The sequence below is a fragment of the Pseudomonas sp. G7(2022) genome (assembly GCF_052660475.1).
Window position 1 is genome coordinate 158,539 of the sequence record NZ_CP109659.1, and the last position, 14,405, is coordinate 172,943.

Sequence of the window (14,405 nt, forward strand, 5' to 3'; positions counted from 1 at the left end):
AAACTTTCCGACATACGGTCATTCCGGTTGCCATCATCCGACGCAGCACCCTTAATTGCTGTGATTCACGACAAGAAGTTCTGGGAAATCCTTACCATGCGTTCGCACCTGTTCAAGGCATTGCCTTTCGCTCTCGCCGCGTCTTTTGCACAAGCACAAACCCTGCCCGAAGCCATGCAACAGGCACTGGATGTCCATCCGGAAATCCAGGCGGGGGTCAATAGTCGTTTGGCTGCGGATTATCAGTTAAAGGCTGCCAAAGGTGGATACCTGCCCAAGGTCGACCTGCTCGGCGGTTATGGCCGTGAAGGCACCGACAGCGTCACCACCCGCGCCAACGGCGGCGGTAATCACTGGGAAACCCTGAACCGCAGCGAGTCAAGTTTACGTCTCTCGCAAATGGTTTTTGACGGTTTCGCGACGTCCAGCGAGGTAGGGCGTCAACAAGCCACCGTCAACTCCCGCGCCTATGCCTTGCTCGGGACCTCCGAGCGCACTGCGCTGACCGTGGCCCAGGTTTATCTGGATGTACTGACCCGCCGCGAATTCGTGCGTCTGGCCGAGGAAAACCTCAAGAGCCACCAGCGCATCTACGATCAGATCCAGTTGCGCACCCAGCGCGGCGTCGGCAGCGGTGCTGACCTCGACCAGGCCGAAGCGCGGATGGCCCAGGCCCGCAACAACCTGATCACCGAGCAGACCAACCTCGCCGACTCGGAAACCAACTTCCTCAGCGCCGTCGGCCAGATGCCCGATCAACTGGAGCGTCCTGCGCCGTTCATGGCGATGATGCCGGCCAACCTGAATGAAGCCCGCACGCAGATGCTGGAAAACAGCCCGATCCTGCGTTCGGCCGAGTCCGACATCGCCGCGGCCGAAAAGCAGTACGAAACCGCCAAGTCGACCTTCTACCCGCGTTTCGACGCCGAGCTGGGCCGCACCGCCGACAACGACCTCGATGGCCAGAACGGTCACAACAATGAATGGCAGGCGATGCTGCGCATGCGCTTCAACCTGTACTCCGGCGGCAGCAACAAGGCTGACCTGGAATCCAAGTCCTATCTGTCGAACCAGGCGCTGGACATCCGCAACAACGCCCTGCGTCAGTTGAACGAGGAACTGGGCCTGGCCTGGAACGCCCTGAATAACGCCAATGCCCAAGTGCCGATCGCCCAGCAGTACGTCGATCACAGCACCTCGGTGCGTACCGCGTACCAGCGTCAGTTCAGTCTGGGCGAACGAACCCTGCTGGATTTGCTCGACAGTGAAAACGAACTGTTTACCGCTTCGCGTCGTCTGGCCGAGATCAAGAACATTCAGTTATTTACTCAATACCGAATCAAGGCGACCATGGGCGAATTGCTCAAGAGCCAGGGAGTGGTCGCACCATTGGCATCCGTTGTGCAGAACGACGTGAAGCCCAAGGTTCAACTGCCCGATATGAATTGAGTTGTCCCTTTTCAACTGTTAAAGAGTGTCGAGCGTGGAATCAGAAGTCAGTCGAGTTCATCTCAGTCATGATCCACGCGCGATGCACGACGATCCGTTACTGGATGGTCTGCTCGCTCTTTGCATGCTGCACCAGAAACCCGCCAGCGCGGCGATGCTGACCACCGGTCTGCCGCTGCCCAAGCAACGCCTGAGTGTCGAGCTGCTGCCCCGTGCGGCGGCGCGCGCCGGGCTGCAGGGGCGGGTGCTGCAACGCAAGCTGGAAGAAATTCCGGCCATCGCGATGCCGGCGTTATTGTTGCTCAAGGATGGCCGCAGTGCCGTTCTGCTCGGCTGGCAGGGGGAGAACGATGCCCGGGTGTTGCTCAGCGAAACCGATGGCGGCGAGTCCCTCGTCAACCGTGAGCTGCTGGCCGACGACTACCTCGGCAAAGTGTTCTTCGCCCAACCCCAGCACAAATTCGACGTCAACCACGGCACGCTGATCCCGCGTGCACGCTCGTGGTTCCGCGACACCCTCAAGCGTTCGCGCTGGCTGTACGCCGACGCCATCGCCGCCAGTTTCCTGATCAACATCATCGCCATGGCTGCGCCGCTGTTCGTGATGAACGTCTACGACCGCGTGGTGCCGAACCAGGCCGAAGCGACCCTGTGGGTGCTCGCGCTGGGCATCACCGGCGCCTATCTGTTCGACCTGATCCTCAAGAGCCTGCGCAGCCTGTGCCTGGATCTGGCCGGCAAGAAAACCGACCTGATCATTTCCGCCACGCTGTTCGAACGCATCGTCGGCATGGCCATGAAATACCGGCCGGCGCGGGTCGGCAGCTTTGCCCAGAACATTCATGAGTTCCAGAGCCTGCGCGACTTCCTCGCCTCGCTGACCCTGACCAGCCTGATCGACCTGCCGTTCACTATCCTGATTTTCATCGTCATCGCCATTCTCGGCGGGCATCTGGTGTGGATTCCAGTGCTGGCCTTCCCGATTGCACTGTTGATCGGCTACGCCTTGCAGAAGCCGCTGGTGGCCACCATGGAACGCACCATGGCGCTGGGTGCCGAGCGTCAGTCGAGCCTGATCGAAACCCTCGCCGGCCTCGACGCGGTGAAGGTCAACAACGCCGAAAGCGAGCGCCAGTACCAGTGGGAACAGACCATCGGCACCCTCAGCCGCCTCGAGCTGCGGGTGAAAATGCTCTCCGGTCTGGCGATGAACATCACCCTGCTGATCCAGCAGCTGGCCGGGGTGATCATGATCGTCTTCGGCGTGTACCAGATCATCGCCGGCAACCTGAGCATGGGCGGCCTGATCGCCTGCTACATGCTCAGTGGCCGCGCCCTCAGCCCGCTGGCGTCGCTGTCCGGTCTGCTGACCCGTTACCAGCAGGCGCGGGTGACCATGACCTCGGTCGACCAGATGATGGAGCTGCCGCAAGAGCGCAATTTCGAAGAGCGCCCGCTGAGCCGCAAGGTGCTGCAAGGTGCGATCGAATGCCGTCAGCTCAACTTCACCTACCCGGATCAACAGAACCCGGCGCTGAAGAACATCAACCTGGTGATCCGTCCCGGCGAGAAAATCGGCATCATCGGCCGCAGCGGCTCGGGCAAGAGTTCGCTGGCGAAATTGCTGGTCGGCCTGTATCAGCCGGACGACGGCGCGTTGCTGGTGGACGGCGTCGACATTCGCCAGATCGACGTCAGCGAGCTGCGCTACAACATCGGCTACGTGCCGCAGGACATCCAGCTGCTGGCCGGCACTCTGCGCGACAACCTGATTTCCGGTGCCCGTTACGTCGAGGATGAGCTTGTGCTGCAAGCCGCCGAACTGGCTGGCGTCCATGAATTCGCCCGCCTGCACCCACAGGGTTATGAACTGCAAGTCGGTGAGCGCGGGCAGAACCTGTCCGGCGGCCAGCGCCAGAACGTCGCCCTGGCCCGGGCGCTGTTGCTCAACCCGCCGATCCTGCTGCTCGACGAACCGACCAGCGCCATGGACAACACCGGCGAAGAGCGCCTCAAGCAGCGCCTCGCGGCGGTGGTGGAAAACAAGACCGTGGTGCTGGTGACGCACCGGGCATCACTGCTGTCGCTGGTCGACCGCCTGCTGGTGGTCGACCGTGGACAGATTCTCGCCGATGGCCCGAAAGCCGCCGTGATGGAAGCGTTGAAGAAGGGGCAGATCAGTGTTGCTTAAGTCGGGTTTCAAGGATTCGATCCGCCGCTACTTCAAGGGCTCGGCATCGCTGCAAGGCCAGCCGCTGCCAGAGGTCAACAAGGCCTTGATCGAGGATGCGCCGCGCGTGGTGCGGCTCACGATCTGGGCGATCATCGGTTTCTTCGTGTTCCTGATGCTGTGGGCCAATTTCGCCGTCATCGACGAAGTGACCAAGGGCGACGGCAAGGCGATTCCGTCGTCGAAGGTCCAGAAAATCCAGAACCTCGAGGGCGGGATCGTCTCCGAGCTGTTCGTCAAGGAAGGCCAGATCGTCGAGGCCGGCGCGCCGCTGGTGCGGCTGGATGACACGCGTTTTGCCTCCAACGTCGGTGAAACCGAGGCTGATCGCCTGTCGATGCTGCTGCGGGTCGAGCGCCTGAGCGCCGAGGTCGATGACCGGCCGCTGAATTTCCCCGAGGATGTGCTCAAAGCCGTGCCGGGTCAGGCAAAGAGCGAAGAATCGTTGTACATCAGCCGTCGCCAGCAACTGCACGATGAGGTCGGTGGCTTGCAGGAACAGTTGATCCAGCGTCAGCAAGAGCTGCGCGAGTTCACCTCGAAGCAGGCGCAGTACCGCCAGCAACTCGGCCTGCAACGCCAGGAAATCAACATGTCCGAGCCGCTGGTGGCCCAGGGCGCGGTGTCGCCGGTGGAAGTGCTGCGACTCAAGCGTGCCGAAGTGGAAACCCGTGGTCAGCTCGACGCCACCACTCTGGCGATCCCGCGTGCCGAATCGGCGATCAAGGAAGTGCAGCGCAAGATCGACGAAACGCGCGGCAAATTCCGCAGCGAAGCCCTGACCCAGCTCAACGAGGCGCGCACCGATCTGAACAAGGCCCAGGCCACCGGCAAGGCGCTCGAAGACCGGGTCAGCCGTACGCTCGTCACCTCGCCGGTGCGGGGCATCGTCAACAAGATGCTGGTCAACACCATCGGCGGCGTGATCCAGCCGGGCAGCGACCTGTTGGAAATCGTGCCGTTGGACGACACGCTGCTGGTCGAAGCGAAGATCCGCCCGCAGGACATCGCGTTCCTGCATCCGGGCCAGGAAGCCACGGTGAAATTCACCGCGTATGACTACACCATCTACGGCGGTTTGAAGGCGAAGCTTGAGCAGATCGGCGCCGACACCATCACCGACGAAGACAAGAAAACCACCTATTACGTCATCAAGCTGCGCACCGAGCGCAGCCATCTGGGCACCGACGAGAAGCCGTTGCTGATCATCCCGGGGATGGTGGCGTCGGTGGACATCATCACCGGCAAGAAGACCGTGTTGAGCTATCTGCTCAAGCCGATCATCCGCGCGCGGGCCGAGGCGTTGCACGAGCGCTAGATCTTTATTGGCCTTTCAGGCCTCTTCGCGAGCGAGCCCGCTCCCACTAGGAATCTCGGTTAGAACACGATTGTGTGCTCACCAAAGAACTCTGTGGGAGCGGGCTTGCCCGCGAAGGCGTCAGTCAAAACAACAAATTCCGTCCAGAAGTGACACAAATGGTCACTCACCATCCAGTCCATTCCGAAGCAATCGCCATATCGTTATTCGTTAACGGTATTTAATTTCCAATTCTTATAGCTATAAAGTCAGCCTCCTGCGTACCTGCCGACCAATCGGCGCGCCGCACGACACGAACCCACACGCAATCCAGCGTGAGTTTCTGATCGACGCGCGCGCCCTTGAGCGCGCCGTGCGTGGGAGATTGATTGATGTCCGCAGCTACTGCTACCCCAAGCGCCGCGACTGTCGCGCCGCAAACCTTCGAGATCCGCCCGTTCAGCGGTGCCGTCGGCGCCGAAATCATCGGCCTCGATCTGACCCGTCCGGTCAACGATGAGGACTTCGCCCGCATTCACCGTGCGCACCTCGATCATCACGTCGTGGTGTTTCGCGACCAGCGCATCACCCCGCAACAACAGATCGACTTCAGCCGTCGTTTCGGCGTGTTGCAGATCCATGTGCTCAAGCAGTTCCTGCTGGCCAATCACCCGGAAATTCTCATCGTCTCCAACATCGTCGAGAACGGCCAGAACATCGGCCTCGGTGATGCCGGCAAATTCTGGCACTCGGACCTTTCCTATAAGGAGCTGCCGAGCCTCGGCTCGATGCTGCATGCCCAGGAGCTGCCATCCGAAGGCGGCGACACCCTGTTCGCCGACATGCACAAAGCCTGGGACAGCCTGCCCGACGCGCTGCGCAAAGCCGTCGAAGGCCGCTCGGCTGCGCATTCCTACACGGCGCGTTACAGCGAAACCAAATTCGAAGGCAACTGGCGCCCGACCCTGACCCCGGAGCAACTGGCCCAGGTCGCCGAGGTCGTGCACCCAGTGGTCCGCACCCACCCGGAAAACGGTCGCAAGGCGTTGTTCGTCAGCGAGGGCTTCACCACCCGCATCGTCGGCCTGCCGGAAGACGAGAGCAAGCAACTGCTCGACGAGCTCTACGCCCACAGCGTGCTGCCGCAGAACATCTATCGCCATCAATGGCAGCCCCACGATCTGGTGTTCTGGGACAACCGCTCGCTGATCCACCTTGCCGCCGGTTGCCCTGCGCACCTGCGCCGCAAGCTGTATCGCACCACCATCCAGGGCGACGCGCCTTTCTGATTTGCCGGAGATCCGATCATGTCCAAACGTCTTCCATTCGCACCGCTGGCGGCGGCCATCGGCCTCGGTTTCAGCCTGATCGCCGGCAGCCTGGTGGCGCCGACCGTGGCCCACGCCGAAGGTGAAATCCGCATCGCCGAACAGTTCGGCATTGTCTATTTATTGCTCAACGTGGTGCGTGATCAGGGACTGATCGAGAAGTACGGCAAGCAGGAAGGGCTCGACATCAAGGTCGACTGGACCCAGCTGTCCGGTGGCGCAGCCGTCAACGATGCGCTGCTCTCCGGTTCCATCGACATTGCCGGCGCCGGCGTCGGGCCGCTGCTGACGATCTGGGATCGCACCCACGGCAAGCAGAACGTCAAAGCCGTAGCCTCGCTGGGCAACTTCCCGTACTACCTCGTCAGCAACAATCCCAAGGTCAAAACCATCGCCGATTTCACCGAGAAGGACCGCATCGCGGTGCCGGCGGTGGGCGTTTCGGTGCAGTCGCGTTTCCTGCAATACGCGGCGGCCAAGCAGTGGGGCGACAAGGAATTCAATCGCCTCGACAAATACACCATCGCCGTCCCGCACCCGGACGCCACTGCTGCGCTGATTGCCGGCGGCACCGAGCTGACCGGGCATTTCTCCAACCCGCCGTTCCAGGATCAGGCGCTGGAAAATCCGAACGTGCACGTGGTGCTCAACTCCTATGACGTGCTCGGCCCGAACTCGCCGACCGTGTTGTTCGCCACCGAGAAATTCCGCAATGAGAACCCGAAGACTTACAAGGCGTTCGTCGAAGCCCTGACCGAAGCCGCGCAATTTGCGCAGAACGATAAGGGCGCGGCGGCGGACACTTACATCCGCGTGACCAAGGCCAAGATCGACCGCGCCGCGTTGCTGAAAATCATCGACAACCCGCAGTTCGAATTCAGCGTCACGCCGAAAAACACCTACCCGCTCGCCGAATTCCTCTACCGCGTCGGCGCGATCAAGAACAAACCCGAATCGTGGAAGGACTACTTCTTCCAGGACGCCAAACCGCTGCAAGGGAGCTGATCGACATGAACGCCCCTTTGCAAGGCCACGCGGCCAGCAACCCGATCGCCACCGCGCAAGCGCTGCTGGCGGTCGATCAGGTCAGCCTCGAATACCGTACGCCGCAGCGCGTCGTGCGGGCCACCCACCAGGTCAGTTTCGAAGTCGATCAACAGGATCGCTTCGTGCTGCTCGGCCCGTCCGGCTGCGGTAAATCCACCTTGCTCAAAGCCGTCGCCGGGTTCATAGCGCCGTGCGAGGGCGAGATCCGTCTGCAGGGCCAGCGGGTCGACGCGCCGGGGCCGGACCGGATTGTGGTGTTTCAAGAGTTCGATCAACTGCCACCGTGGAAAACCGTCAAACAGAACGTGATGTTTCCGCTGTTGGCTTCACGCACGTTGAAGAAAAAGGAAGCCGAAGAGCGTGCGCTGCACTATCTGGAAAAGGTCGGTCTGGCGGCGTTCGCCGATGCCTATCCGCACACCCTGTCCGGCGGCATGAAGGCGCGGGTGGCGATTGCCCGGGCGCTGGCGATGCAGCCGAAAATCCTGCTGATGGACGAACCGTTTGCCGCGCTGGACGCCCTGACCCGGCGCAAGATGCAGGAGGAATTGCTGCTGCTCTGGGAGGAAGTGCGTTTCACTTTGTTGTTCGTGACGCACTCGATTGAAGAAGCGCTGGTGGTGGGCAATCGCATCCTGCTGTTGTCGCCGCACCCGGGCCGGGTGAGGGCGGAAGTGCACAGCCATCAATACGATCTGCACAGCCTCGGTGGCGTGGCGTTTCAGGAATCGGCGCGACGCATTCACCGTTTGCTGTTCGATGAAGGGCAGTCGCCGGAAACCGAGCGCGAACTGGATTTCACTGATATCCGCATCGCTTATTGAGCCGCCTGGAGGATTGCCCGATGAGCCATTCATCATCCGTACGTCAAGCTTTCGAAAACGATCTGCAACCGCTGACCAGCGTTCCGGTGGAGCGCGAACTGCCGCTGGGTCAGCGCCTGTGGCAGCAGGGCTGGTTGCGCAAAAGCGTGATCCTGGTTTTGCTCGCCGTGCTCTGGGAGGTGGTGGCCCGGGTGCAGAACAACGATCTGCTGCTGCCGAGCTTTTTGCAGACCAGTCATGCGCTGTATGACGGCCTGCTCAGCGGCGAACTGCTGGGCAAGGTCTGGATCTCGCTGGTGGTGCTGCTCAAGGGTTACCTGATCGGCATCGTCCTGGCCTTCGCCCTGACCACGCTGGCGGTCTCGACTCAGGTTGGTCGCGACTTGCTGAGCACCCTGACCTCGATGTTCAACCCGCTGCCGGCGATTGCGCTGCTGCCGCTCGCCTTGTTGTGGTTCGGGCTGGGTCAGAACAGCCTGATTTTCGTGCTGGTGCATTCGGTGCTGTGGGCGCTGGCGCTGAACACGTATGCCGGGTTTCTCGGTGTCTCGGAAACCCTGCGCATGGCCGGGCGTAATTACGGTCTGAAGGGCATGCGCTTCGTGCTGTTCATCCTGATTCCGGCAGCGCTGCCGTCGATTCTGGCCGGGCTGAAAATCGGCTGGGCCTTCGCCTGGCGTACCCTGATCGCCGCCGAACTGGTGTTCGGCGCCACCAGCGGCAAGGGTGGTCTGGGCTGGTACATCTTTCAGAACCGCAACGAGCTGTACACCGACAAGGTGTTTGCCGGTCTGGCAGTGGTGATCCTCATCGGTTTGCTGGTGGAGAACCTGGTGTTCGACACACTGGAGCGGGTGACGGTGAAGCGCTGGGGAATGCAGCGCTGAGATGTGTGCGGAAGCGGCTGGCCCTTTCACGAGCAAGCCCGCTCCCACATTTGAAATGCATTTCCCCTGTGGGAGCGGGCTTGCTCGCGAAGACGTCGGTTCATGCGCCACCGACTTCAAGTATGTTTGCTAGCATTGCACCCAGATCAATCCTGATCAGTCACGAGTGCTCAGCATGCAACTCCCGGACATGAACCTGTTGGTCGCCCTCGACGCCTTGCTCGACGAGGGCAGCGTGGTCGGCGCCGCGCGGCGGATGAACCTCAGTTCGGCGGCCATGAGCCGCACGCTGACGCGGATCCGCGAAGCCATTGGCGATCCGATCCTGGTGCGTGCCGGCCGCGGTTTGGTGCCGACGCCCAAGGCGCTGGAGCTGCGCGAGCAGGTTCGGGATGTGGTCGAGCAGGCGGCGCTGCTGTTTCGCTCGGCCGATGCCGTGGAATTGGGCACGTTGCGCCGGCGCTTCAGCATTCGCGCCAACGATTTTTTCGTTGGCGTGTACGGCGGCAAGCTGTTCGACACCCTCGATCAACTGGCGCCGCACTGTGAGTTGCGTTTCGTTCCCGAAGGGGATGGCGACGATGAAGCGCTGCGCGAAGGGCGCATCGACCTGAGTGTCAGCAACACACGACCGGTGACCCCGGAAGTCAAAGTACAGAACCTGTTTTCCACCCATTTCGTCGGTCTGGTGCGCGAGGACCATCCGCTGCTGGATGGCGAGATCACCGCCGAACGTTACGCCGGGTTTTCCCACATCAGCATGTCCCGCCGGGGCATCGCCCGTGGACCCATCGACACCGCTTTGAATGCCCTGGGGCTGGAGCGGCGAGTCGCGGTGATCGCGCCGAGTTTTCATGCGGCGATGTTCGCCCTGCCGGACTCCGATCTTATCCTGCCGGTGCCCAAGGAAGCGCTGCTCAGCGTGCGGCGGCTGGGCTTGAAACTGCGTTCGTTCGACCTGCCGATTCCGTTGCCGACCCTGATGCTGACCCAGGCCTGGCACCCGCGTTTCGACAAGGATCCGGCCCACCGCTGGCTGCGTGAAACCCTCAAGACCTGCTGCGACGAAACCTGGCTGGCGGCGCAGCCCTGACGATTGCGTCTGGTGCAACTATAAGCTGCCGACAAGTCAATTTTCGTCAGCCGTAAGCCTTACTAAGATGCTCCGGTATTTTTCCCTCCGGAGTTTGCTTGCATGACATCCCTGACGGTCACGGCGCCGATCGCCGCTGCCGCTCCGATGGCCGCCGCGCCACCGGTGTTCGGGGCGCGGATCATCATCGGTCTGGTCGGCGTGCTGCTGGCGGTGCTGGTGTCGGGTCTCAACGAGATGGTGACCAAGGTCGCCCTGGCCGACATTCGCGGCGCCCTGAGCATCGGCTACGACGAAGGCACCTGGCTGGTCGCGAGTTACACCGCGACCTCGGTGGCGGCCATGGCGTTTGCGCCGTGGTGCTCGGTGACCTTTTCCCTGCGTCGCTTCACCCTGTGCGCCATCGGCGTGTTCACGTTGCTCGGGGTGCTCTGCCCGTTCGCCCCGAACTACGAAAGCCTGCTGCTGATGCGCATCCTGCAAGGCCTGGCCGGCGGCGCGCTGCCGCCGATGCTGATGACCGTTGCGCTGCGATTCCTGCCGGCCAACATCAAGCTTTACGGCCTCGCCGGTTACGCCCTGACCGCGACGTTCGGCCCCGGTCTCGGCACGCCGCTGGCGGGGTTGTGGACCGAATACGTCGGCTGGCAGTGGACGTTCTGGCAAATCATCGTGCCGTGCCTGATTGCCATGGCGATGGTTGCCTGGGGCATTCCACAGGATCCGCTGCGCCTGGAGCGCCTCAAGTCGTTCAACTGGAAAGGTTTGCTGCTGGGCTTTCCGGCGATCTGCATGCTGGTGATCGGCCTGTTGCAGGGCAATCGCCTGGACTGGTTCGAGTCGAACCTGATCTGCGCTTTGCTCGGCGCCGGTTCGTTGTTGCTGGTGGCGTTTCTGATCAATGAGTGGTCGCAGCCGATTCCGTTTTTCAAGTTGCAGATGCTCGGCATTCGCAACCTGTCGTTCGCGCTGATGACCTTGGCCGGGGTGCTGGTGGTGCTGCAGGCAGTGGTGCTGATTCCATCGAGTTATCTGGCTCAGGTGCAGGGTTACCGGCCGGTACAGACTGCGCCGATCATGCTGATCGCGGCGTTGCCGCAGTTGATCGCGCTGCCGCTGGTGGCAGCGCTGTGCAACCTGCGCTGGGTCGATTGCCGCTGGGTGCTCGGGATCGGTTTGAGCATGTTGACGCTGTCGTGCCTGGGCGGCTCGCAGCTGACCTCTGAGTGGATTCGCGACGATTTCTACGTCCTGCAATGGCTGCAGATTTTCGGCCAGCCGATGGCGGTGCTGCCGTTGCTGATGCTGTCGACCGGCAGCATCCAGCCGCAGGACGGGCCGTTCGCCTCGGCGTGGTTCAACACCGTGAAAGGCCTGGCGGCGGTGGTCGCCACCGGCGTGATCGAAGCGCTGACCACTTCGCGCCTGCATTTTCACTCGACGATGCTGGTCGATCGCCTCGGCAACTCGCCGCTGGCCGCGAGCAACGACCCCGGCCTCGCCCATCGCCTGCATGAACAGGCGGTGGTGCTGACTTCTTCGGATCTTTACCTGTGCATGGCCGGCGTCGCAGTGGCGCTGATCCTGCTGATTTTCTGGCTGCCGACGCGGATCTTTCCGCCGCGTGCGCCGACCTGATTGAAATAGAAGGTTCTTATGACGACTCAAGCAAAGCAAAAACTCGCGGTGGCTGTGGCCGCTGCGCTGGCGGTCGGCGTGCTGGTGTATCTGGCGATGCCCGGCCTGTTCGGCAAGCGCACTCAGCAGAACACCAACGACGCCTTCGTCTCTGCCGACTTCACCCTGGTGGTGCCGCGTGTGGCCGGGTTCATCAAAGAGGTGCTGGTGGAGGACAACCAGCAGGTCAAGGCCGGGCAGTTGCTGGCGCTGATCGATGACCGCGACCTGCGCGCCGCCGCCGAGGCCGCCGACGCGCAAACCCTGGTGGCCCGCGCTCAATTGCAGAACGCCAAAGCCACGCTGGAGCGCCAGACCTCGGTGATCGCACAGGCGCAGGCGTCGGTGGTTTCGGCCAAGGCTGAAATGGCTTTCGCCCAGCAGGAATTGAACCGCTACAACCATCTCGCGGGCGTTGGCGCCGGCACCGTGCAGAACGCGCAACAGGCGCGCACCCGGATCGATCAGGCCTCTGCGCGGCTGGACACGGCCACCGCGAAACTGGCAGCGGAACGCAAGCAGGTGGAAATCCTCACGGCGCAGCGCGATGCCGCCGAAGGCCGTTTGAAGCACGCTCAGGCTGCGCTGGAAATCGCCAGTTTCGAGCTGTCCTACACACGCATCACCGCGCCCCAGGACGGCATGATCGGCGAGCGCGCCGTGCGGGTCGGCGCCTATGTGACGCCGGGCAGCAAACTGCTGGCGGTGGTGCCGCTGAAGCAGGCCTATGTGGTCGCCAACTTCCAGGAAACCCAGCTCACCGACGTGCAGCCGGGGCAGGACGTTGTCGTGCGGGTCGACAGCCTCGGCGGCGAAGCCCTCACCGGCCGCGTCGAGAGCATCGCCCCGGCCACCGGCGTGACTTTCGCGGCGGTCAAACCGGACAACGCCACCGGCAACTTCACCAAAGTCGTGCAGCGGATTCCGGTGAAAGTTTTGCTGGATCCGGGCCAGCCATCGGCCGAGCGCCTGCGCGTGGGCATGTCGGTGGAGGCGAGCATTGATACCCAAAGCTCGGCGACGTCGGTGCGTGAGGTGACGCAGCGATGAAGCGCGTTCAGTCCATGACAGTGGTCCTGAGTCTGTCGGCGTTGGCGGCGTGCACCGTCGGCCCGGACTTCCAGAAACCCGAAGCCACCCGGATTGCCGAGTGGGCCAAACCGTCAAAAACCGCCGTCAGCCAGGCCGTCAGCGAACCCTTGAACGAGCGCTGGTGGGAAGTCTTCAACGACGCGCAGCTCTCGGCCCTGACCCAGCGCGCCTTGCGCAGCAACCTTGACCTGCAACTGGCCAGCAGCCGCCTGCAACAAAGTCGCGCCGCTCGTCAGGTAATCACCGCCGACCGTTATCCAACGACCGCCGCCACCGGCAGCTACGCCCGCAAACGCAACAGCGGCGAAGGCCTGAGCGACCCGTCCGGGCACAACGGCGATTCCGCCTTCAACCTGTGGGACGCCGGTTTCTCCGCCTCTTGGGAACTGGACTTCTGGGGCCGTGTGCGCCGGGAGACCGAAGCCGCCGATGCCAACCTCGAAGTCGCGGAAAACGACCGTCGCGGCGTGCTGCTGGCGGTACTCGCGGACACCGCGCAGAACTACATTCAGTTGCGCGGCGTGCAGAACACCCGCGCCGTCACCGAGCAGAACCTCGACGTGGCGCGGCACAGCCTGAAGCTCTCGCAACTGCGGTTGAACGACGGCGTGGCCACCGACCTCGACGTCGCCGAAGCGGCCGCGCAAGTGGCGGCCATCGAATCGCGGCTGCCGGCGCTGGAGCAACGTCAGGCGCAACTGATCAATGCCATCAGCCTGTTGATGGGCGAGCCTCCGCAGGCTCTGACCAAAGCGTTATCCACAGATGCGCCGGTGCCGCAGTCGCCGCTGACCGTCGCCATCGGTCTGCCGTCGCAACTGGCCGAACGCCGCCCGGACATCCGCCAGGCCGAAGCCCGTCTGCATGCCGCCACCGCCAACATTGGCGTGGCCAAGGGCGATTTCTATCCGCGCATCACCCTGTCCGGCAATCTCGGTTCGCAAGCCATGCAGCTCAGTGATTTCGGTTCCTGGGGCTCACGGGCCTTCGGCATCGGCCCGCAATTCAGCCTGCCGCTGTTCGACGGTGGCCGCTTGCGCGGCATGCTGCAACTGCGCGAAGCCCAGCAGCAGGAAGCGGCGATCGGTTATCAACAGACCGTCCTGCGTGCCTGGCACGAAATCGACGACCAGCTGACCGCCTACAACGCCAGCCAGCGCCGCCGTGACAGCCTCGCCGAAGCCGTGCGCCAGAACCAGATCGCCCTGCGCACCGCGCAACAGCAATACGTCGAAGGCGTGGTCGACTTCGTCAACGTCCTCACCGTGCAAGGCGCACTGCTCGCCACCCAGGAGCAATGGGTGGAAAGCTCCACCGGCGTTTCACTGGCGATGGTCGGGTTGTACCGGGCGTTGGGCGGGGGATGGGAGTCGGTGTATCCGGTGGGGGAGATGGCGCAGCGTTGATTCTCCCACCCGAATGATGGCCTTTCGCTTGACGCTAATCGCCGCTGTCGTAGACTCCGAGCATCCGTCAGGGAG

11 protein-coding genes are annotated in these 14,405 nt (G+C 62.6%); all 11 read left to right on the plus strand.

Annotated elements, in window-relative coordinates; all coding sequences use genetic code 11:
- Positions 1–96 precede the first annotated feature (96 nt).
- Positions 97–1,449, plus strand: a complete 1,353-nt coding sequence (locus NE357_RS00680) for a TolC family outer membrane protein (protein WP_169428309.1) — start codon at positions 97–99, stop codon at positions 1,447–1,449.
- A 34-nt stretch (positions 1,450–1,483) separates the two neighbouring features.
- Complete coding sequence (locus tag NE357_RS00685) at positions 1,484–3,640, plus strand: type I secretion system permease/ATPase (protein ID WP_169428310.1); 2,157 nt, start codon at positions 1,484–1,486, stop codon at positions 3,638–3,640.
- Positions 3,630–4,997, plus strand: a complete 1,368-nt coding sequence (locus NE357_RS00690) for an HlyD family type I secretion periplasmic adaptor subunit (RefSeq protein ID WP_169428311.1) — start codon at positions 3,630–3,632, stop codon at positions 4,995–4,997. Before NE357_RS00685 ends, NE357_RS00690 begins: the two co-directional genes overlap by 11 nt.
- Before the next feature lie 371 nt (positions 4,998–5,368).
- Positions 5,369–6,265: a TauD/TfdA dioxygenase family protein gene (locus NE357_RS00695; RefSeq protein ID WP_085613330.1), complete on the plus strand. Its 897-nt coding sequence runs from the start codon at positions 5,369–5,371 to the stop codon at positions 6,263–6,265.
- A gap of 18 nt (positions 6,266–6,283) precedes the next feature.
- Positions 6,284–7,309, plus strand: a complete 1,026-nt coding sequence (locus tag NE357_RS00700) for an ABC transporter substrate-binding protein (RefSeq protein WP_007957722.1) — start codon at positions 6,284–6,286, stop codon at positions 7,307–7,309.
- 5 nt (positions 7,310–7,314) lie between these two features.
- Positions 7,315–8,175, plus strand: coding sequence for an ABC transporter ATP-binding protein (locus NE357_RS00705; protein WP_007957720.1), 861 nt, complete (start codon positions 7,315–7,317; stop codon positions 8,173–8,175).
- Positions 8,176–8,195: 20 nt separating this feature from the next.
- Entirely contained in the window at positions 8,196–9,062 is an 867-nt protein-coding gene (locus NE357_RS00710; protein WP_169428312.1) for an ABC transporter permease, read from the plus strand.
- Positions 9,063–9,237: 175 nt separating this feature from the next.
- A complete protein-coding gene (locus NE357_RS00715) occupies positions 9,238–10,155 on the plus strand; it encodes a LysR family transcriptional regulator (RefSeq protein WP_127796543.1) in 918 nt (305 codons plus the stop codon).
- A gap of 102 nt (positions 10,156–10,257) precedes the next feature.
- The gene (locus tag NE357_RS00720; RefSeq protein WP_169428313.1) at positions 10,258–11,793 is read left to right on the plus strand and encodes an MFS transporter; all 1,536 of its coding nucleotides are present in this window, start codon (positions 10,258–10,260) and stop codon (positions 11,791–11,793) included.
- Positions 11,794–11,811: 18 nt separating this feature from the next.
- On the plus strand, positions 11,812–12,882 hold the full coding sequence (locus NE357_RS00725) for an HlyD family secretion protein (RefSeq protein ID WP_169428314.1): 1,071 nt from the start codon (positions 11,812–11,814) through the stop codon (positions 12,880–12,882).
- Entirely contained in the window at positions 12,879–14,330 is a 1,452-nt protein-coding gene (locus NE357_RS00730) for an efflux transporter outer membrane subunit (protein ID WP_169428315.1), read from the plus strand. The genes NE357_RS00725 and NE357_RS00730 overlap by 4 nt, the downstream gene beginning before the upstream one ends.
- Positions 14,331–14,405: the final 75 nt, after the last annotated feature.

Bases quoted from the DNA above. Each gene is read 5' to 3' on its own strand.
- NE357_RS00720 (WP_169428313.1), top strand. From the start codon at position 10,258: ATGACATCCCTGACGGTCACGGCGCCGATCGCCGCTGCCGCTCCGATG.
- NE357_RS00700 (WP_007957722.1), top strand. From the start codon at position 6,284: ATGTCCAAACGTCTTCCATTCGCACCGCTGGCGGCGGCCATCGGCCTC.
- NE357_RS00710 (WP_169428312.1), top strand. From the start codon at position 8,196: ATGAGCCATTCATCATCCGTACGTCAAGCTTTCGAAAACGATCTGCAA.
- NE357_RS00715 (WP_127796543.1), top strand. From the start codon at position 9,238: ATGCAACTCCCGGACATGAACCTGTTGGTCGCCCTCGACGCCTTGCTC.
- NE357_RS00705 (WP_007957720.1), top strand. From the start codon at position 7,315: ATGAACGCCCCTTTGCAAGGCCACGCGGCCAGCAACCCGATCGCCACC.
- NE357_RS00695 (WP_085613330.1), top strand. From the start codon at position 5,369: ATGTCCGCAGCTACTGCTACCCCAAGCGCCGCGACTGTCGCGCCGCAA.
- NE357_RS00725 (WP_169428314.1), top strand. From the start codon at position 11,812: ATGACGACTCAAGCAAAGCAAAAACTCGCGGTGGCTGTGGCCGCTGCG.
- NE357_RS00730 (WP_169428315.1), top strand. From the start codon at position 12,879: ATGAAGCGCGTTCAGTCCATGACAGTGGTCCTGAGTCTGTCGGCGTTG.
- NE357_RS00680 (WP_169428309.1), top strand. From the start codon at position 97: ATGCGTTCGCACCTGTTCAAGGCATTGCCTTTCGCTCTCGCCGCGTCT.